This is a genomic window from Enterobacter cloacae complex sp. FDA-CDC-AR_0164 (genome assembly GCF_003071645.1).
GTDB classification, from domain to species: Bacteria; Pseudomonadota; Gammaproteobacteria; order Enterobacterales; family Enterobacteriaceae; genus Enterobacter; species Enterobacter ludwigii.
In genome coordinates, this window is record NZ_CP028950.1 from 1,719,611 (window position 1) to 1,739,274 (window position 19,664).

At 56.0% G+C, this 19,664-nt stretch carries 22 protein-coding genes; 10 read left to right on the forward strand and 12 right to left on the reverse strand.

The window, feature by feature from the left end; all coding sequences use genetic code 11:
* Positions 1–7: 7 nt before the first annotated feature.
* From AM410_RS08350 to AM410_RS08375, 6 genes are all read right to left on the reverse strand, one after another.
* Positions 8–265, reverse strand: coding sequence for a phosphopantetheine-binding protein (locus AM410_RS08350; protein WP_020884530.1), 258 nt, complete (start codon positions 263–265; stop codon positions 8–10).
* Positions 246–1,061, reverse strand: coding sequence for a lysophospholipid acyltransferase family protein (locus AM410_RS08355; RefSeq protein ID WP_044858006.1), 816 nt, complete (start codon positions 1,059–1,061; stop codon positions 246–248). The genes AM410_RS08350 and AM410_RS08355 overlap by 20 nt, the downstream gene beginning before the upstream one ends.
* Complete coding sequence (locus tag AM410_RS08360) at positions 1,058–1,780, reverse strand: beta-ketoacyl synthase chain length factor (protein WP_108647721.1); 723 nt, start codon at positions 1,778–1,780, stop codon at positions 1,058–1,060. Before AM410_RS08360 ends, AM410_RS08355 begins: the two co-directional genes overlap by 4 nt.
* Positions 1,781–1,844: 64 nt before the next feature.
* Positions 1,845–2,909 (reverse strand): methyltransferase, encoded by a 1,065-nt coding sequence (locus AM410_RS08365; protein ID WP_108647723.1) that lies wholly within the window; start codon positions 2,907–2,909, stop codon positions 1,845–1,847.
* Between the two features lie 67 nt (positions 2,910–2,976).
* The gene (locus tag AM410_RS08370) at positions 2,977–3,366 is read right to left on the reverse strand and encodes an LptM family lipoprotein (protein ID WP_032679147.1); all 390 of its coding nucleotides are present in this window, start codon (positions 3,364–3,366) and stop codon (positions 2,977–2,979) included.
* A gap of 323 nt (positions 3,367–3,689) precedes the next feature.
* The gene (locus tag AM410_RS08375) at positions 3,690–4,739 is read right to left on the reverse strand and encodes an AI-2E family transporter (protein ID WP_014172027.1); all 1,050 of its coding nucleotides are present in this window, start codon (positions 4,737–4,739) and stop codon (positions 3,690–3,692) included.
* A 144-nt stretch (positions 4,740–4,883) separates the two neighbouring features.
* Between AM410_RS08375 and AM410_RS08380 the strand changes: the two genes are divergently transcribed.
* Positions 4,884–6,101, forward strand: coding sequence for an MFS transporter (locus tag AM410_RS08380; RefSeq protein ID WP_020884535.1), 1,218 nt, complete (start codon positions 4,884–4,886; stop codon positions 6,099–6,101).
* Positions 6,102–6,105: 4 nt separating this feature from the next.
* Here AM410_RS08380 and AM410_RS08385 read toward each other — a convergent pair whose 3' ends face one another.
* Together AM410_RS08385 and AM410_RS08390 are read right to left on the reverse strand one after the other, a co-directional pair.
* Entirely contained in the window at positions 6,106–6,663 is a 558-nt protein-coding gene (locus AM410_RS08385; protein WP_014172025.1) for a DcrB family lipoprotein, read from the reverse strand.
* 72 nt (positions 6,664–6,735) lie between these two features.
* A complete protein-coding gene (locus AM410_RS08390; RefSeq protein WP_020884536.1) occupies positions 6,736–7,401 on the reverse strand; it encodes a 7-cyano-7-deazaguanine/7-aminomethyl-7-deazaguanine transporter in 666 nt (221 codons plus the stop codon).
* A gap of 166 nt (positions 7,402–7,567) precedes the next feature.
* On the opposite strand from AM410_RS08390, the gene tusA reads away from it, so the two are divergent.
* The 4 genes from tusA to AM410_RS08410 all read left to right on the forward strand — a co-directional run bounded on the left by tusA (position 7,568) and on the right by AM410_RS08410 (position 10,791).
* Positions 7,568–7,810 (forward strand): sulfurtransferase TusA, encoded by a 243-nt coding sequence (gene tusA, locus AM410_RS08395; protein ID WP_108647725.1) that lies wholly within the window; start codon positions 7,568–7,570, stop codon positions 7,808–7,810.
* Between the two features lie 191 nt (positions 7,811–8,001).
* The gene (locus AM410_RS08400) at positions 8,002–8,973 is read left to right on the forward strand and encodes a TRAP transporter substrate-binding protein (RefSeq protein WP_108647727.1); all 972 of its coding nucleotides are present in this window, start codon (positions 8,002–8,004) and stop codon (positions 8,971–8,973) included.
* A gap of 11 nt (positions 8,974–8,984) precedes the next feature.
* A complete protein-coding gene (locus AM410_RS08405; RefSeq protein ID WP_108647729.1) occupies positions 8,985–9,494 on the forward strand; it encodes a TRAP transporter small permease in 510 nt (169 codons plus the stop codon).
* A 10-nt stretch (positions 9,495–9,504) separates the two neighbouring features.
* Positions 9,505–10,791, forward strand: a complete 1,287-nt coding sequence (locus AM410_RS08410) for a TRAP transporter large permease (protein WP_020884539.1) — start codon at positions 9,505–9,507, stop codon at positions 10,789–10,791.
* Positions 10,792–10,833: 42 nt separating this feature from the next.
* Here AM410_RS08410 and zntA read toward each other — a convergent pair whose 3' ends face one another.
* Positions 10,834–13,020 carry a Zn(II)/Cd(II)/Pb(II) translocating P-type ATPase ZntA gene (zntA, locus tag AM410_RS08415; protein ID WP_108647731.1) on the reverse strand — a complete coding sequence of 729 codons (2,187 nt, stop codon included), beginning with the start codon at positions 13,018–13,020 and terminating at the stop codon, positions 10,834–10,836.
* 76 nt (positions 13,021–13,096) lie between these two features.
* Complete coding sequence (locus AM410_RS08420) at positions 13,097–13,723, reverse strand: lysoplasmalogenase (protein ID WP_014172018.1); 627 nt, start codon at positions 13,721–13,723, stop codon at positions 13,097–13,099.
* A gap of 129 nt (positions 13,724–13,852) precedes the next feature.
* On the opposite strand from AM410_RS08420, the gene AM410_RS08425 reads away from it, so the two are divergent.
* Positions 13,853–14,212 carry a DUF2500 domain-containing protein gene (locus AM410_RS08425; RefSeq protein ID WP_014172017.1) on the forward strand — a complete coding sequence of 120 codons (360 nt, stop codon included), beginning with the start codon at positions 13,853–13,855 and terminating at the stop codon, positions 14,210–14,212.
* Positions 14,213–14,259: 47 nt separating this feature from the next.
* On the opposite strand, the gene AM410_RS08430 is transcribed toward AM410_RS08425, so the two are convergent.
* Both AM410_RS08430 and rsmD read right to left on the reverse strand, forming a co-directional pair.
* Positions 14,260–14,541 carry a DUF1145 family protein gene (locus AM410_RS08430; protein ID WP_014172016.1) on the reverse strand — a complete coding sequence of 94 codons (282 nt, stop codon included), beginning with the start codon at positions 14,539–14,541 and terminating at the stop codon, positions 14,260–14,262.
* Positions 14,525–15,127, reverse strand: coding sequence for a 16S rRNA (guanine(966)-N(2))-methyltransferase (rsmD, locus tag AM410_RS08435; RefSeq protein WP_020884541.1), 603 nt, complete (start codon positions 15,125–15,127; stop codon positions 14,525–14,527). The genes AM410_RS08430 and rsmD overlap by 17 nt, the downstream gene beginning before the upstream one ends.
* 127 nt (positions 15,128–15,254) lie before the next feature.
* Here rsmD and ftsY point away from each other — a divergent pair, with 127 nt between their 5' ends.
* The 4 genes from ftsY (at position 15,255) to rpoH (ending at position 19,546) form a co-directional block, all read left to right on the forward strand.
* A complete protein-coding gene (gene ftsY, locus AM410_RS08440) occupies positions 15,255–16,721 on the forward strand; it encodes a signal recognition particle-docking protein FtsY (protein WP_040018227.1) in 1,467 nt (488 codons plus the stop codon).
* Positions 16,722–16,723: 2 nt separating this feature from the next.
* Entirely contained in the window at positions 16,724–17,389 is a 666-nt protein-coding gene (gene ftsE, locus AM410_RS08445; protein WP_014172013.1) for a cell division ATP-binding protein FtsE, read from the forward strand.
* Complete coding sequence (gene ftsX / locus AM410_RS08450; protein WP_014172012.1) at positions 17,382–18,437, forward strand: permease-like cell division protein FtsX; 1,056 nt, start codon at positions 17,382–17,384, stop codon at positions 18,435–18,437. Before ftsE ends, ftsX begins: the two co-directional genes overlap by 8 nt.
* A 251-nt stretch (positions 18,438–18,688) precedes the next feature.
* The gene (gene rpoH, locus AM410_RS08455) at positions 18,689–19,546 is read left to right on the forward strand and encodes an RNA polymerase sigma factor RpoH (RefSeq protein WP_014172011.1); all 858 of its coding nucleotides are present in this window, start codon (positions 18,689–18,691) and stop codon (positions 19,544–19,546) included.
* Positions 19,547–19,664 lie beyond the last annotated feature (118 nt).

The following is a 19,664-nucleotide window of genomic DNA, read 5'->3' on the forward strand; positions in this document are numbered from 1 at the left end:
TCACATCTCAGGCGCGTTGAGCGTTGATAAAAGAAGCCAGCGTGGCGACGGAAAAGAAGTGCTGACGCATCTCTTCGCTTTCGGCAGACAGCACCACGCCATACTGGTTTTTCACGGCCAGGCCAAGTTCGAGGGCGTCGATAGAGTCGAGACCCAGTCCATCACCAAACAGCGCAGCATCGGTATCGATATCCTCGGCGGTAAGCTCGTCCAGATTCAGCGTGGTGATGATGAGATTTTTAATTTCAAGATGAAGCGCTTGCATCATTAATTCCTGACAAAGATTGAAGGCCTGATGTTAATCGATGCTGCAGATGCCGGTTTAACTGCCTTGCCGCCAGTGCCGGTTCTTGTGTCTTCGCATCGTAAAAAGCGTCGATATTCACGCGATCGCGAACATCTACGGTGAAAACAGGTTTTACGGGCGGTACGTCGTACCAGTGACTTTTTTTATCCAGCAGAGGTTCGCTGCAGTGGATCACCACGATGCGCAGGTCGCTGTGGCAGCGCACGGCAATATTTGCCGCGCCGCGCTGGAGGGAGATTGCCTCTCCCGACCGGGTTCGTGTGCCTTCCGGGAAGATTAACAGCGTGTCGCCCTGGGCCAGACGCTGCTGGCTTGCACTGAGGAGCGTTTCCGCTTCGCTGTTAATCAGGTAATCCGCTGCGCGAATGACGCCGCTGACAAAGGGATTGCGGAGCAACGCACCTTTCACCAGACAGTCGGTTTCGGGCATGACGGACGCCAGGATCACGTAATCAATCAGCGTCGGGTGATTGGCCACCACCAGACAACCACGGTCCCCGCGAAGGGCGTCAAGATTGTGAATGCGATAGTCCAGTACCCCGGTGCCACGGGCGACATGTAAGAAAAAGCGGAAGCTGGCCGCGATACTGCGACGCGCCAGGCGACGGCGTCTGGCGCGGTCGCGCTGAACCAGCAACAGCAGATTGAACCACACCAGCGACAGCAGCAACCCGCCCGTGCCAAACAGCACGAAGCAGAAGCCGGTCATCATCAGACGCCATAACCAGTTGATACGGGCAGTCAGGCGGCTCATTCGCGTGTCCATTGCCACAGCAGACGTTCGCCTGAAACCACAAACTGCCGTTCATCGCGGAGGTACCGTTGCAGGAACATCAGGCTCTGCGGCAGGAGAGGTTCTTCACCCGTGCTGCCGCTGCGGGTTTCGCACTGCAGTGTGCTCCCGGCTTCAATCACCAGGGCCAGTGCGTAGGGCCAGGTAGGCATATGCGGCGGTAAACCCGGATGATAAAAATCGGGCAGGGCGCCGTCAAAATCGACCAGCAAGACGCGGGAATAGCCCGCCTGAAGCAGGCTCAACACTTCACATAATGCCTGCTGGAAGGTGTCCAGCCCGGCAGAAACAGAAGACGAGACGATGGGGTGTCGCGCAGTGATCGTCAGGTTGCCCACCGCCGAATTGTGCACGGACATGGCAAAGTCTGTCGGCGAGACGGCCTGACCGGTCGCCAGGGAGTGCAGGATGCGGAAATTACGCTCCAGTTCGCCATGACGGCTGGAATAGACAACGGCATCAATCGCGTGGCGGCGAAGCAGGGTGAGTCCGAGGTCTACCGCCAGCTTACTGCCCGAGTTGAGGCGGCGCGCGGTCATCATTGGCAGTTCGGTAAGCTTAGGCAGCGGCGCAGCCGGGTCGAGGGTAAGGTGCTGGCGTGACCACGCCTGCCACTCTGCGGCATCGCTCAGGCCTGGCGCTCTTGCCTGCCAGTCAATTATGTTCAGTGAAAATTTCATCTACGCGCGTCCGCGGAAAACCATCATTAAAAGACAGGCAAGCCTGCCGGGCAGTTCAACTGCTCTATTGTTCAATTTTTTGACAAATCAATAGGGTATGGCCTACCCCAAGGTTGTCCAGCCGCTGTTCTACGTGGAAACCGGCCCGCTCCAGGTAGTGATAAAATTTCTCTACACTGTAAAACCGGCTGTTGCCGTTCGCCATACAGGTGAAATAAAGCGAGGTAGCATTCAGGCTGAATGAGGCGGCTTCAAATTTTTGGGCATCCCAGAACAGTTCCATGATGCACAGTCGCGCGCCGGGCTTCATAACCTGTGCAACGCGAGTCAACATGGCGACAATCTGGTCCGGAGAGAAACAATCCAGGAACTGGCTCATCCACCAGATATCTGCTTCGCCCGGCAATGTCGCATGACTAAGCATATCGACAGCATGGAAGCCAATGCGATGAGATAAACCTGCTTTTTCGATGTTTTCCTGCGCCAGCGTTATCTGCTGTGGCAGGTCAAGGATCGTCACGGCAACATTGTCGTCATAGCGGCAGCAGCGTAACGCCCATTTACCCGTATTTCCGCCCACATCGTACAATTTTGTCGGCGAGCTTGCGAATATATATGGCAGCGCCGCGTCGAAAGCGGCATCAGAATAGTAATGATCAAAAGCGAACCAGCTCTCTTTTGCCTGCGCGGGTAATTGTGATAATGCCGGATAGATGGTTGGCCAGTTGCCAAACACGGATAATCCCGCCGGTTTTTCTTCCTGCAGGGCATCGGCCAGATGGAATAACCCCTGGTAACAAACATCCTGCGTGAAATCCATATTCACGCGGGTCATGGTGTCATGCAATAAGAAATGGCCCACCTTTGCCAGGAAATAGCGCCCTTCTTTACAGGTAACGATCCGCCCGCTTAATCCCATATCCAGCAATACGCTTACGCTATAATTGCTCAGAGTACTGTTTTCGGTTATTTCCTCGAGACTTGCCCCTGTTTTCCCTTTTTTATCCAGCCAGGAAAGCACGCCCGAATTACGCAGACAACGCGCGGTCTGAAACAGCATCGGCGCAAAAGCGATGCGTTGCGCTTCGGTAATGGCGTCCAGCGCGTTGAGGGTGTCCTTTTCGTACATGCGTGCGTAACCTTATGAGGCCGAGAAAAACGTTATCGGGCCATTTCGGCCCGACATGAGGAAAATATTACAGCGCGGCGCCTGCAGAGAGGTTCATCTGAATATCGTGGTCGAGGTTATGAACCCAGCGGTTATAGTTCTTGTGGATTTTACCGTCGGCGGCTTTCAGGTTCATACTGCTTTCGTAATTAATTGAATAGCTTGTCGCAGAATAAGGAATACGGATTTCGACCGAATGGTCGCGTGCCTGCAGACGGCCTTTAATTACGCCCGGGCCCGCTTCGCTCATGATCCAGTCGCGCTTCTGGCCTGCTTTCAGAATGGCGGTTTTCACCTGCTCAGCGGTGTGGCCTGTACTGACAGTAGCGTGAACCTGATCGATTGGGGCGGTACGCGCGCAACCGGCCAGTGCGCCGACGACAGCAACAGTAGCAAACCATTTAATGATCTTTTTCATCAACAACTCCGTATCAATAATAACAATTTAAATCAGAAATTTTAAAAAATTATATTTTGGCGGGGTATTATCGCTAATGAAGATAATTTTTGTCGATATAAAAGTGGGTGTTTATTTTACGTGAGGGGAGGTGTAATGCATTGAAACGAAAGGGTGAGAATTATATGCCATGTAATTTGCGTTAAATAAATATTTGCATGACGATTCATTTATTAGGGCGGAATAAATAACGCGAAATCCTCCTTACCGAAAATGAAAATTACCGCGCGGTGAGCGTCGCGGTAATTTTCGGTGTGTTGCACAGTTACGCGTTGTGGGACCCGTTATCCCGGCAGACGGCTTTTCGGTCGCCCTGGACCCAACAGGATCGCCAGTTTGCTGCCACCTTTGGTGGTTTCCATCCAGATCTTACACACGCTGGTCAGCGGGACTGACAGTAACATCCCGACCGGCCCCAGCAGCCATCCCCAGATCAGCAACGACAAGAACACCACCAGCGTCGACATTCCGAGACGGTGGCCCATCATGCGCGGCTCAAGGATATTGCCCAGCACCATATGCACGACCAGGAACAGCGCCCCCACCAGCATGCACTCGTAAAAGCCATTGAACAGAAACGCCTGAATCATCGGCGGCACGGCGGAAAGCACCGCGCCGATGTTGGGTACGTAGTTCAGCAGAAACGCCAGTACGCCCCACATCAGCGCGAACTGCACGCCCATCAGCATCAGTCCCAGCCAGACAATCACCCCGGTCCAGACGCTTAACAGCGTTTTCAGGGCCAGATATTTGGACACGCCCTTCAGGGCCCGGTGTAAACCCGCAATATGAATTTGCGGGTTATTCAGCGCAAAGCGCAGCTTATAAGGAACATGGCGGACCTCGAACAGCATAAACACCACCGTCATCACCAGCAGCAGGATGCTGGCCATCGCGCCGGAAAGGCCGGTCATCAGGGTGGTGGCGTAGGTCATGACCTTCTCTGAATCCATGCGGCGTAACATCCGCTCGGGTGAGATATGCAGGTTAAGAAAAGGCATCATCTCCTGAAGCGAAACGATCTTACGCGTCAGCTCTTTGTTGTACTGTGGAAGCATGGTGGAGAATTCACTGAGCGACGCCGCCAGCACGCCGAAAAGCGCCGTCAGGGCAATCATCATCACGATGACCACGATAGTAATGGCTACCGGACGGCTGATGCCCCGGCGCAAAAACCAGGTCACCAGCGGATTAAGCACAATGGCAAAAAAGAGCGCCAGCAGGAGCTGGACAATGATGTCAGCGGCAGCATGGATACCTGCGAGGATAACCACCAGGCAGGCGAGTTTTAATAAGATGTGAAGTCCTGCTTTGTCGGACTGGTTCGGTATCATGCGGGTTCCTTAATGTGATAGCCCGTTAAGTGTAGTGCCCGGTGGCCGCTTCGTCTGGAGCCGATAATCTGAAAGTCAGTGCTGATTTTCTTATCCTGCCGTGGTAATAGTGAAACACTGTTGTAAAAATTCAGGTTAAACCCCATGCCAGAGCATGCCGCCGAACCGGCGCTGAGCGGATTGCGCCTCAATCTGCGCATTGTTTCCGTTGTGATTTTTAACTTCGCCAGTTATCTGACGATTGGCCTGCCGCTGGCGGTGTTGCCGGGCTATGTCCATGACGTCATGGGTTTTAGCGCATTCTGGGCGGGGCTGGTCATCAGCCTGCAGTATTTCGCCACGCTCCTGAGCCGCCCGCATGCCGGGCGCTATGCGGATCTGTTTGGGCCAAAGCGCATCGTCATTGTGGGGCTCTGCGGCTGTTTTCTGAGTGGTCTGGGCTACCTGCTGGCCGCTACCACCAGCCACTGGCCGCTGGTCAGCCTGGCGCTGCTCTGTCTGGGGCGAGTGATTCTGGGTATCGGACAAAGTCTGGCGGGTACCGGTTCGACGCTGTGGGGCGTGGGTGTGGTGGGTGCGTCCCATATTGGCCGGGTGATCTCCTGGAACGGTATCGTCACTTACGGCGCAATGGCGCTGGGCGCACCGCTGGGGGTGATTTGTTATGCCTATGGCGGGCTATCCGGGCTGGCTATCACCATTATGGTCGTCGCGCTGCTCGCGATTCTGTTTGCCCTGCCGCGCCCGAAGGTGAAGGCCAGCAAAGGCAAGCCACTGCCGTTCAGGGCGGTGTTAGGGCGCGTCTGGCCTTATGGTATGGCGCTGGCGCTGGCAACCACCGGCTTCGGCGTGATCGCCACGTTCATCACTCTCTTCTATGACGCCAAAGGCTGGGACGGCGCAGCCTTTGCCCTGACGCTGTTTAGCTGTGCGTTTGTCGGCGCGCGTTTGCTCTTCCCGAACGGTATCAACCGTCTGGGGGGACTGAATGTGGCGTTGATCTGCTTTGCGGTAGAGATTGTCGGGCTGGTGCTGACCGGGATTGCCACCGCACCGTGGATGGCGAAAATGGGCGTTTTCCTCGCCGGCGCTGGCTTTTCGCTGGTCTTCCCGGCACTCGGCGTGGTCGCGGTAAAAGCCGTGCCGCAGCAGAACCAGGGGTCGGCGCTGGCGACCTACACGGTGTTTATGGACATGTCGCTGGGCATTACCGGGCCGCTGGCGGGGCTGGTGATGGCGTGGGCAGGGGTTCCGGTAATCTATCTTGCCGCGGCGGGTCTGGTGGTTATCGCATTGATGCTGACATGGCGGCTAAAAAAATGGCCCCCGGTGCAGGCACCGGAGGCCACGTCATCATCGTGAAGAATTACTGGATCACGATGGTGTTAATGATGTTTTCAGCAGCTGTCTGCGCTTTCTGCTGATTTTCCGCCGGCAGAGTGATCTGCAGGGTCAGCAGTTTGTTATCGACCTTGCCAAGCACCACGGAAGAGTAAGCGGTCTGGCCTTTTGCTGAAATGATGCTGTCCAGCTGTTGCAGCGTGTGGCCTTTCAGTTCGATAGATTTATTGGTCACGACCTGCAGCTGCGGATCGCGGCTGCGCTGCTGATCTTCCAGACGTTTGGTCATGACGGCCAGGTCTTCGCTGGTGTCGTCGCCCACAATCACAATAACGGCTTTCTGCCCGGTTGCATCGGAGTAAACGTGCATATTGTTCGCCTGGGTACCCAGCTTGCCGCTCTGGTCAGTCATATCTGCCGGCAGAGAGAAACTGAGTTTACCGTCCAGCAGACTCACCGGCTGACCGGTGGCGTTGCTCTCTGCAGACGCGCCCTGAGCAGGCGTTTTCGTGTCGCTGTTATCACAGGCTGCAAGGCCCACAACCAGCAGGCCAATCCCGACATATTTAACCAGATTGCGCATTAACTTCTTCCTTTCGATAAACGGCCATAACGGCTGATTGGCTCATCTTATCACAACTGATAAAGCGAACCCTTAACCAGCCTGCAATGCTGTGATTTCAGATTTATCTGCGAGTCTTTTCAGCAGCATATTCAGCAGGACGCCGTACATCGGCAGGAAGAACACAATGCTGATAAGCACCTTGAAGCAGTAGTCCACAAGGGCGATTTCCATCCAGTGCTGGGCCATAAATGCGTCCGGGCTACGCCAGAATGCGATAAAGAAGAAGGCCAGCGTGTCGCTGACGTTGCCGAACAGCGTGGACGCCGTGGGTGCCATCCACCAGCGATGATTTTGACGCAGGCGGTTAAACACGTGAACGTCGAGGATCTGCCCCAGCGCGTAGGCCATAAAGCTGGCGGAGGCGATACGGGCGACAAACAGGTTGAAGTGCGTTAATGCCTCGAACCCCTGCCAGCTTCCCATATAAAACAGGGAAGAGATCACGTACGAAATGAACAGCGCCGGCAGCATGACCGCAAAAATAATGCGGCGAGCCAGCGGTGCGCCGAAAATACGCACGGTCAAATCAGTGGCGAGAAAAATAAACGGGAAACTGAACGCGCCCCACGTGGTATGAAAACCAAAGATGGAGATCGGGAGTTGCACCAGATAGTTGCTGGAGGTAATCACCAGCAAATGAAAAAGCGAAAGCCAGAACAACGCTTTAACGCGCTGCGAATCAGAAAACTGCATCATGTTGTAACCTTTTTATACGTTGGGGTGAGGGAACCCAATAAAAACCGCAGCATGATACTGCTTTGGCCGGACATTGCAATGGTTAGTTTTTACGCAATCGTTAACCTGGTTGCATTGCCGACGATGGGGCGTAAACTACAGCCGTTTTTACCTGACCGAGAAGAACATGACCGATCTGTTTTCCAGCCCAGACCACACCCTTGATGCTCAGGGCCTTCGCTGCCCGGAGCCGGTAATGATGGTACGTAAAACCGTGCGCAACATGCAGACCGGTGAGACGCTGCTGATCATCGCCGACGACCCCGCCACCACCCGCGACATTCCCGGTTTTTGTACCTTTATGGAACATGAGCTGGTGGCACAGCAGACCGAAATGCTGCCGTACCGGTATGTGATCCGCAAGGGGTAAATGCGGCCTGATGGCCTCACCCCGACCCTCTCCCACCGGGAGAGGGAGAAAACTTTTCTAAACCATCGTTTCAAAATTTCACGCTTTTGTGAGGCGCTTCACCTCCGCTTTTCCGGCCGTAGTCTAGTTTTTAAGCGTACAAAAATAAAACACTGTTTTAACGCTTATCTCACTACCCTGGAGTTGACCCGATGAAAACGACCCTCAAGCCGTTACTGGCCGCCATGTGCCTCTCCGCTTTTGCCTGCTCTGTCGCTGCGCAAACCATCAAAGCCGCCGATGTGCACCCTGAAGGCTACCCGAACGTGGTGGCGGTTCAGCAAATGGGTGAAAAACTCAAACAACAAACCGACGGCAAGCTGGAGATTAAGGTCTTCCCCGGCGGCGTGCTGGGGGATGAAAAACAGATGATTGAGCAGGCGCAGATGGGGGCGATCGATATGATCCGCGTCTCGATGGCGCCGGTGGCGGCCATCCTGCCCGATATCGAAGTCTTCACACTGCCCTACGTTTTCCGCGATGAAGACCACATGCACAAAGTGATCGACGGGGATATCGGCAAGCAAATTGGCGATAAGCTGACCGCCAACCCGAAATCACGACTGGTGTTCCTCGGCTGGATGGACTCCGGCACCCGCAACCTGATCACCAAAGATCCGATTGTTAAACCCGACGATCTGAAAGGGAAGAAAATCCGCGTACAGGGCAGTCCGGTGGCGCTGGCGACGCTGAAAGATATGGGCGCTAACGCGGTGGCAATGGGGGTGAGCGAAGTTTACAGCGGGATGCAAACCGGCGTGATTGACGGCGCGGAGAATAATCCACCGACCTATGTCGCGCATAACTATATGCCGGTCGCCAAAAACTACACCCTCAGCGGCCACTTTATCACCCCGGAAATGCTGCTCTATTCAAAAGTGAAGTGGGACAAACTCAGCGCCGACGAGCAGAAAAAGATCCTGACCCTGGCCCGTGAAGCCCAGTTTGAACAACGTAAGTTGTGGGAAGCCTATAACGCCCAGGCGCTGGAAAAAATGAAGGCTGGCGGGGTGCAGTTCCACGAGATCGACAAAACGGTATTTATCAAAGCCACAGAGCCGGTGCGCGCCCAGTATGGCGAAAAGCATCAGGATCTGATGAAAGCCATCGCTGACGTCAAGTAACCGGAGTACGTATGTCCGAACTCTATCTGAAGTGGATGGACCGTCTCTACCTGCTGGCGATGGCCGTGGCGGGCATCTCGCTGCTGGTGATGACGATTGTGATCCCCATCGGCATCTTTTCGCGCTATGTGCTTAACCGCGGTGAATCCTGGCCGGAGCCGGTTGCCATCATCTGCATGGTGACCTTCACCTTTATCGGCGCGGCGGTCAGCTACCGTGCCGGTTCGCACATTGCGGTGAATATGCTCACCGACCGGCTGCCCGGGTCGTTAAAAACCGTCTGCGCACGGGCCGTTGATCTGCTGATGCTGCTGATCGCTGGCCTGATGTTCTGGTACAGCTACTGGCTGTGCGTCGAACTCTGGGAGCAACCGGTCGCCGAATTTCCGGTCCTGACCTCCGGCGAGAGCTATCTGCCGCTGCCGGTGGGCTCTGCCGTTCTGATCCTGTTTGTGATTGAGCGCCTGCTGTTTGGCTCGCAGGAAAACCGTCCCGTCGTGCTGATCGGCAACCACAGTTAAGGGGTGAACAATGGATGCATTCGTTTTGTTATTCACCCTCGCCATTTTGCTGGCGCTGGGGATGCCGGTGGCTTTTGCCGTCGGGCTAAGCGCCGTCGCGGGCGCGTTGTGGATAGATTTACCCCTCGAGGCGCTGATGATTCAGATAACCAGCGGGGTGAATAAATTCACGCTGCTGGCGATCCCCTTCTTTATTCTCGCGGGTGCGATTATGGCGGAAGGGGGGATTGCCCGACGGCTGGTCAATTTCGCCTACGTGTTTGTTGGCTTTATTCGCGGTGGGCTGTCGCTGGTGAATATTGTGGCCTCCACGTTCTTCGGCGCGATTTCCGGCTCGTCGGTGGCGGATACGGCCTCCATTGGCAGCGTAATGATCCCGGAGATGGAGAAGAAGGGCTATCCGCGCGAGTATGCGGCGGCGGTGACCGCCAGCGGGTCGGTACAGGCGATTTTGATCCCGCCCAGCCACAACTCGGTAATTTATTCCCTCGCGGCAGGCGGGACGGTCTCTATCGCGACGCTGTTTATCGCGGGGGTGCTGCCAGGGCTGCTGCTCGGCGTAAGCCTGATGGCAATGTGTCTGGGCTTTGCCCGCAAACGTGGCTACCCGAAAGGGGAAAAAATTCCCTTTAAGCAGGCGCTGAAAATCACGCTGGACGCGCTGTGGGGGCTGATGACTGTAGTGATTATTCTCGGCGGGATACTGTCCGGGATATTTACCGCAACGGAATCCGCTGCCGTGGCCTGTCTGTGGGCGTTCTTTGTCACCATGTTTATCTACCGGGACTACAAATGGAACGAACTGCCGAAGCTGATGTGCAGGACGGTGAAAACCGTCACCATCGTGATGATACTGATTGGCTTTGCGGCGGCGTTTGGCGCGGTGATGACCTACATGCAGCTCCCGAGCCGTATCACCGAGTTCTTCACCTCGCTCTCCGATAACAAGTACGTGATCCTGATGTATCTCAACATCATGCTGCTGCTGATCGGCACGTTAATGGACATGGCGCCGATCATCCTGATCCTGACGCCAGTGCTGTTGCCGGTAACCAATTCGCTGGGCATCGATCCGGTGCATTTTGGGATGATCATGATGGTGAACCTGGGGATCGGGCTGATTACGCCGCCGGTCGGTTCGGTGCTGTTTGTGGCGAGCGCGGTAAGTAAACAGAAAATCGAGCATGTGGTTCGCGCCATGCTGCCGTTTTACGGCATGCTGCTGGTGGTGCTGGCGATGGTGACGTACATCCCGGCCATCTCGCTGTGGCTGCCGCGCGTGTTAGGGATGCAGTGACGCCGTTTTCCGCCCTCTCCCGGTGGGAGAGGGCATCTCGTGTTATTGTCGACGTAATAAGCGGAGCGCGTTCGCCGTCACCAGTACCGTCGCGCCGGTATCCGCCAGTACCGCCAGCCACAGGCCGGTTATACCGAGCAGCGTGGTGACCAGGAAAATCCCCTTCAGGCCCAGCGCAATCCCGATGTTCTGACGGATATTGGCCCGCGTGGCGCGCGCCAGAGCAATCATCTGCGCCAGCCCGGTCAGGCGGTTGTGGGTGAGCGCCGCGTCGGCGGTTTCCAGCGCCACGTCGGTGCCGCTGCCCATTGCAATGCCAATGGTGGCGGCTTTCATCGCCGGGGCATCGTTGATTCCGTCACCCACCATTGCCAGTGGTGCATGATTGTTCAGTTCCGTTACGGCGCTCACTTTATCCGCAGGCAATAACCCGGCTTTAAACGCCAGCCCCAGTTCACCGGCAATCGCTGCCGCGGCTCGCGGGTTATCCCCGGTGAGGATCACCCCCTGCACGCCCAGTTGATGCAGCGCGGCGACGGCGTCTTTTGCATCGTCACGCAGGGTATCACGCAGTGCCAGCATCCCTATCGCCACGCCGTTTTGCACCACCATCACCACGGTTTGCCCGGCCTGTTCCAGCGCCTGGACTGGCTGGCTCAGCCCGGCCGCCGGAAATGTATTCGCGGCAACGATCAGGACGTTATTCCCTTCAACGTCGGCTTCAATCCCGGACCCGACCAGCGCCCGCTGTGCGGTGGCGGCAGGGATGTCCAGCCCACGCGACTGCGCCTCGCGGACTATCGCCTGTGCCAGCGGGTGGGTGGAGCCTTGTTCGACGGCAGCGGCCAGGGCGAGCAGCGTATTTTCACTGACCTCCTGAGGATAAATGCCCGTGACCTGCGGTTTACCCACCGTCAGCGTACCGGTTTTATCGAAGGCGATATGTTGCACCTGGCTCAGCTGCTCCAGCGCCGCGCCACCTTTAATCAGCGCTCCACGACGCGCCGCGGCCGCCAGACCGGAGGTAATGGCCGCCGGCGTGGAGATCACCAGCGCGCACGGGCAACCAATCAGCAGCAACGTCAGACCTTTATAAACCCAGCCTTCCCAGGCTGCGCCCAGGAATAACGGTGGAATAATTGTCACCAGCAGGGCGACCAGCATGATGGCGGGGGTGTAGATCCGGCTGAAGCGATCGATAAAGCGCTCAACGGGTGCGCGACGCTCCTCGGCCTCTTCAATCAGCTTCAGGATGCGGTCGATGGCGCTCTCACCCGGTCCGGAGAGGACCGTGAGTTGTACCAGACGATCGACGCTGGTGGCGCCTGCAGGCACTTTCTCGCCCGCTGAGCGTTCAACCGGAATCGACTCGCCGGTGAGGGCACTTTCATCGAAACTCGCCGTGGCGGTAAGCAGTTCACCGTCCGCAGGCAGACGCCCGCCGGCGGCGACCTCAATCACATCACCCGGGCGCAGCGTGTTAATTGCCACCGTCTGGCGTTCGCTGCCTGTCACCCGCGTTGCGGTTTCCGGTTTCAGCGCCATCAGCGCGCTGACCCCTTTCCGTGCCCGACTCGCCGCCCAGCCCTCAAGGCGCTCGCCAATTAAGAACAGCAACAGCACCATGGCCGCTTCCGCCGTCGCGCCAATAAACAACGCGCCGATCGCCGCCACGCTCATCAGCGTTTCGATGGCGAACCAGCTTCCGCTTTTCATCAGCCGCACGGCCTGACGGGCAATCGGGAACAGTCCGACAAGCGTCGTGGCGATGAACGCCAGGTTACCGAACGGGTGGTTAAACTGTTCCAGACCCCAGCTCAGGGCCATCATGATGACAAGGGTGATAATGGGCAGGTTTTCTCGCAGGGCTGACGTCTTTTCGACAGGTGCGGTTTCGCTGCGCAGGCTGTAACCGGCCTTACTGACGGCGGCTTCAACCAGCGTGCTGATGTCATTATCGGCGCTGACCAGCAGCTTTTCGGTGGCGAAGAGGACCTGGACGTGGCTGACGCCCGGGACCTGTTTTACCGCGTTTTCGACTTTACGGGCGCAGGCCGCGCAGTCCATACCGTTGACCACCCAGCTGTAGCAGTTTGCGCTTTCCGGGAGCGGCAGCGTGTTTTGCGTTTCGCATGCGCCGTCGCAGCAGCAGTCGTCCTTCGCGGGAACGGGGCTGAGCTTAAGTGCCGAGAATTGTGGAACTTTTTTAGGTGTTTCTGGAGTCGACATGGCAGTCTCCGGTAATGATAATTTTCTCATTAACCGCAGCATACACTCTGGAGTCGACTCCAGAGTCAAGGCTTATTTAGATATACAGTGAACGCACAATCAGGAAGTGCCCGGCAAAGTAGCAGGCGGCGGCAATCGCGTTATCCGCACGGAAGCGGCGACGATAGTGGCTGCCCAGCCAGACGATATTCCCGAGTAACAGCAGCGTGGCACCAAAGAACGCGGACATTGCCGGTGCCGTCGGACGGAAGAACCACAGTTCACCCGCCAGCCATACCATCACCAGCGTCATGGCGATAAACGTGCAGACAGGCAAGCGCATCTCTTCCAGACGCGTCCAGATCACCGCGATCAGCAGCGCGCCAATGACCAGCAGCACCAGCGGCAGCGGCCAGAAGAAGGAGAGCGTCATCTGGCTGGCGAAGTAAATGGTATAAAGCAGATGCGACAGGAAAAATGCCCCAACGGCATACAGCAGGCGCTGTCGCGGCAACAGGGTTAAGGCATCACCAATCAGGGACGCACACAGACCGGCAAGAACCAGATAGCTGACGGCGTTAAACATGGGCGCTTGCCAGGCAAGCAGCAGGAGTAACAACAGCGTGACGGGTTTAAACAACCATCGCTGCCAGGCAGGGCCGCGATAGGATGCATCGACGTAAAGCCATGCGGAAAAACAGACAGCGATAAATGACCAAAGCATATTAACTCCCTGTAACTGTTGAGTCTGAATAATCAGTTTCTTATTCAGTGTAGTGATGGGGGCAGGCGTTTGGCAATGCCGGGGAAGGCAAGGTATCCTGAATTCCGTATAATCTGATGGGATTTTTGAATGAGCAAGATGCCGCTTTTTTTCGTTATCGTGGTGGCGATTATCGTCATTGCCGCCTCCTTTCGTTTCGTGCAGCAGCGCCGTGAGAAGGCGGACAACGATGCCGCGCCGTTGATGCAAAAACGCGTGGTGGTAAGCAATAAACGCGAGAAAGCCCTCAATGACCGACGCTCGCGCCAGCAGCAGGTTACGCCGGCGGGAGCCACCATGCGCTATGAAGCGAGCTTTAAGCCGGAAACCGGCGGGCTGGAGATGACCTACCGTCTGGAGGCGCAGCAGTACCATCAACTGACGGTGGGAGAAAAAGGGATGCTGAGTTACAAAGGGTCGCGGTTTGAAGGGTTTACGCCAGATCGGTAATGTTCCCTCTCCCGCAGGGAGAGGGGTAAGCTGAGGCTTGAGGCGCCTTACTTCTTCGCCTGGGCCTTAAATTTCTTCATCCACACCAGCAGTTCAAATACGCCAAAAATAAACACGCGCAGCTGCTGCCAGCCGGTCATCTGCGGACCGTCTTTTGGCAGGCCGTTTTTCAGCATCACCATCTGCAGGGCGTGCATGAAGGTGGTAAAGATAAAGGCCACGTTCACAAAGATGTTCATCGGGCGCGGGAACGGGTGCACCAGATTGAGGAGCAGAAATGCCCAGACGCCCAGCATCAACAAACGTCCCACATTAATCAGTACTGGCATTGGATTCTCCTTGTGCCTGACGGTGATACAGACGATAAGCGACCTGACCTGCCACTTTTTCTCGGTGCAGATCCCAGTGTACCGGGACCGGCGGTAAACCATTTTCGACTTCGCTTTCGACGTAGATTAACGCGTCATCCGCCAGCCAGCCGTTGTTTTCCAGCAGGGATAACGTCTCTTCCAGCAGCCCCTTGCGGAACGGCGGGTCGACAAACACCACGTTGTGCGGCGTGCCCTTTTGCGCGAGGAAGCTCAGTGTGTTGGTATTCACTACTTTGGCGTTGGTCGCTTTCAGCGTTGCCAGATTTTGCTGCAACGTCTGCGCAACGCCGCGCTCCATTTCCAGCAGCGTGGCGCTGGCGGCATAGCGCGACAGCGCCTCCAGACCCAGCGCGCCGCTGCCCGCGAAGCAGTCCAGGCAGTGGGCATCCACCATTGAGGGGGCCAGCCAGTTAAACAGCGTTTCGCGTACGCGGTCCGTGGTTGGGCGTAGTCCGGGGCTATCCGGCACCGGTAATTTCCGGCCTCGCCACTGGCCGCCGATAATACGAATTTGACCGGCTGGGGCGCGGTTGGGTTTCTTCATCTCTGGAAAGCTCTGTTAACAATTGGCCTGCGATTGCGGGCGGTGATGTCAATTAAGTAAAGTGTTAGACTATTTCATCATTTTTTTAGCTTCCATGTATATAGCGCCGCGAGGAGTGTAGTCGCAGATGGCAAAACAAAAAAAACGTGGCTTCTTTTCCTGGCTGGGCTTCGGTGAAAAAGAGCAAGAAACAGAGCAGAAAACCGAAGAACAACAAGCCGTTGAAGAGCAGTCTCAGCCTGAAACGCCGGTAGAAACTGCCGCCGTTGTCGACGCGGAAGAGCACGCGCACAGCAAAGAAGAGACCGAAGCCTTTGCTGAAGAGGTGGTGGAAGTTACCGAACAGGTTCAGGAAAGCGAGAAGCCAGAACCCGTTGTGGTAGAAGACGTTATCGATACGCCGCAGGCGATTATCGAGCATGAAACGTTGCCGCTGCCGGAAGAGGTGAAAGCCGAAGAGGTTTCAGCGCAGGAGTGGCAGGCCGAGGCAGAAACCGTCGAAATTGTTGAGGCGGTGGAAGAAGAAGCACAAGACGAGCCAGCGCTTACCGACGAAGAGCTGGAAGCCCAGGCGCTGGCGGCAGAAGCGGCGGAAGAAGCGGTTATCGTTGTGCCGGTGGAAGCGCAACCAGAGCAGGGTGAAGAGGTTGCTCAGGAGCAGGAAAAACCCACCAAAGAAGGTTTCTTCGCCCGCCTGAAGCGTAGCCTGCTCAAAACCAAAGAAAACTTAGGTTCCGGATTTATCAGTCTGTTCCGCGGCAAGAAGATCGACGACGATCTCTTTGAAGAGCTGGAAGAGCAACTGCTGATCGCCGACGTTGGGGTGGAAACAACCCGTAAGATCATCGCCAGTCTGACCGAAGGGGCGAGCCGCAAGGAGTTGCGTGACGCCGAAGCGCTGTACGGTCTGCTGAAAGACGAGATGGGCGAAATCCTCGCAAAAGTTGACGAACCGCTTAATATTGAAGGCAAAACGCCATTTGTTATTCTGATGGTTGGCGTGAACGGTGTGGGGAAAACCACCACCATCGGCAAGCTGGCGCGACAGTTTGAGCAGCAGGGCAAATCGGTGATGCTGGCGGCAGGTGATACCTTCCGTGCGGCGGCGGTTGAGCAGCTGCAGGTCTGGGGCCAGCGTAACAACATCCCGGTGATTGCGCAGCATACCGGTGCGGATTCCGCCTCCGTTATCTTTGACGCTATTCAGGCGGCGAAGTCGCGTAACGTGGATGTGCTGATTGCCGATACCGCAGGGCGTTTGCAGAACAAAGCGCACCTGATGGAAGAGTTGAAGAAAATCGTCCGCGTCATGAAGAAGCTGGACGAAGAGGCACCGCATGAAATTATGCTGACCATTGATGCCAGCACCGGACAGAACGCCATTAGCCAGGCGAAGCTGTTCCATGAAGCGGTAGGGCTGACCGGGATCACGCTGACCAAACTGGACGGCACCGCGAAAGGCGGGGTGATCTTCTCCGTGGCCGATCAGTTCAATATTCCTATCCGTTACATCGGTGTAGGCGAACGTATTGAGGATTTACGTCCGTTTAAAGCGGACGACTTTATTGAGGCACTATTTGCCCGAGAGGACTAACAATGATTCGCTTTGAACACGTCAGCAAGGCCTATCTCGGTGGGAGACAAGCGCTGCAGGGGGTGACATTCCACCTGCAGCCAGGCGAGATGGCATTCCTGACCGGCCATTCCGGCGCGGGGAAAAGTACCCTGCTCAAGCTTATCTGTGGGATCGAGCGGCCGAGCGCCGGGAAAATCTGGTTCAGCGGCCATGATATTAGCCGTCTGAAAAACCGTGAGGTGCCGTTCCTGCGTCGTCAGATTGGCATGATTTTCCAGGACCACCACCTGCTGATGGATCGCACCGTTTTCGATAACGTGGCCATTCCGCTGATTATTGCCGGTGCCAGCTATGATGATATCCGTCGTCGCGTCTCTGCGGCGCTGGATAAAGTCGGGCTGCTGGACAAAGCGAAGAACTTCCCGATCCAGCTGTCTGGCGGTGAACAGCAGCGTGTGGGGATTGCCCGTGCGGTGGTGAACAAACCTGCGGTACTGCTGGCGGATGAACCGACCGGTAACCTGGACGACGCCCTGTCAGAAGGGATTTTGCGTCTGTTTGAGGAATTTAACCGCGTTGGGGTGACGGTATTGATGGCAACGCACGACATCGGGCTGATTTCCCGTCGTTCGTACCGCATGCTGACCCTGAGCGACGGTCATTTGCACGGAGGCCTCGGTGAATAAGCGTGATGCAATAAACCAGATTCGGCAGTTCGGAAACCGGTTTGACCGCTTCCGTAAGCCGCAGGGCGGCGGTGACGGCAATCGTAATGCGCCAAAGCGTGCGAAAGCGGCGCCTAAGCCGAACTCCCGCAAAACCAACGTGTTCAACGAGCAGGTGCGTTATGCGTTCCACGGTGCGTTGCAGGACCTGAAAAGCAAACCGCTGGCGACGTTCCTGACGGTGATGGTGATTGCCATCTCCCTGACGCTGCCAAGCGTCTGCTACATGGTCTATAAAAACGTTAACCAGGCGGCGTCGCAGTACTATCCTTCTCCGCAGATCACGGTCTATCTGGATAAGGCGCTCGACGATAACGCGGCGGCGCAGGTTGTGGGGCAAATCCAGGCCGAACAGGGCGTAGAGAAAGTGAATTATCTCTCTCGTGAAGAAGCCCTGGGTGAGTTCCGTAACTGGTCAGGCTTTGGCGGTGCGCTGGACATGCTTGAAGAGAACCCCCTCCCGGCCGTGGCGGTGGTGATCCCGAAACTCGATTTCCAGGGGACCGATTCGCTCAACACCCTGCGTGACCGCATCACCCGTATCAACGGGATTGATGAAGTGCGCATGGATGACAGCTGGTTTGCGCGTCTTGCTGCGCTGACCGGGCTGGTAGGGCGCGTGGCGGCGATGATTGGTGTGCTGATGGTGGCGGCGGTCTTCCTCGTCATCGGTAACAGCGTGCGCCTGAGCATTTTCGCGCGTCGCGACACCATCAACGTGCAGAAACTGATTGGTGCGACGGATGGCTTCATCCTGCGTCCGTTCCTGTACGGCGGCGCATTGCTCGGTTTTTCCGGCGCATTTCTTTCACTGATATTGTCAGAAATTTTGGTGATGCGGCTGTCCTCTGCCGTAACCGAGGTGGCGCAGGTTTTCGGAACGAAGTTTGATATCAGCGGCTTAGGGTTCGATGAGTGCCTGTTACTGCTGCTGGTGTGCTCGATGATCGGCTGGGTGGCAGCATGGCTGGCAACCGTGCAACATTTACGTCACTTTACTCCCGACTAATAAAAGCGTGATATAATCTTTCCCTGCACCGAGATGTTCGCTCTGCAGGGAAAGCGTCCCTGTTGTCTCTTCCCCTGTTATCATCTCCATGTCACAATTTGTGCGTAATTTATTCACCGTTGCACCTGGAACTTGTGGATAAAATCACTGTCTGATAAAAGAGTGAATGCTAATCTCGTGGCTCAAACGCTTTGGCATGGTTGTTGCCTGATGGGGACAGCCTGGACCAGAAGAAACATTGAGAGGAATGAATGACCAAAGAAATGCAAACTTTAGCTTTAGCCCCTGTTGGTAACCTGGAATCTTATATCCGGGCTGCGAACACCTGGCCGATGTTAACGGCCGAGGAAGAAAAGGAGCTTGCTGAAAAGCTGCATTACCAGGGCGATCTGGAAGCAGCGAAAAAGCTGATCCTGTCTCACCTGCGCTTTGTTGTTCACATTGCTCGTAATTATGCGGGCTATGGCCTGCCGCAGGCGGACTTGATTCAGGAAGGTAACATCGGTCTGATGAAGGCTGTACGTCGCTTCAACCCGGAAGTGGGTGTGCGACTGGTCTCCTTCGCCGTGCACTGGATCAAAGCAGAAATTCATGAATACGTGCTGCGCAACTGGCGTATCGTGAAAGTCGCCACGACAAAAGCGCAACGTAAACTGTTCTTCAACCTGCGTAAAACCAAGCAGCGTCTGGGCTGGTTCAACCAGGATGAAGTTGAAATGGTGGCGCGCGAGCTGGGCGTATCCAGCAAAGACGTGCGTGAGATGGAATCCCGTATGGCCGCGCAGGACATGACCTTCGATATGTCCTCCGACGACGACGGCTCTGACAGCCAGCCAATGGCACCGGTTCTGTATCTGCAGGATAAAACCTCTAACTTTGCTGACGGCATTGAAGAGGATAACTGGGAAGATCAGGCCGCGAACAAGCTGACTTCAGCAATGGAAGGCCTCGACGAACGTAGCCAGGATATTATCCGCGCCCGCTGGCTGGACGAAGACAACAAGTCCACGCTGCAGGAGCTGGCCGATCGCTACGGCGTCTCCGCTGAACGTGTGCGTCAGCTTGAAAAGAACGCCATGAAAAAACTTCGCGCCGCTATCGAAGCGTAATTTCCGCGATGTTCCCGATAACCCTCGAATGCAAATTCGGGGGTTTTGTTTTTTTATCTCCCGCTCTGGCGAATTCCCTCCCCCTGGCAAACACTTACAGATGCGCTAAGCAGGTGAA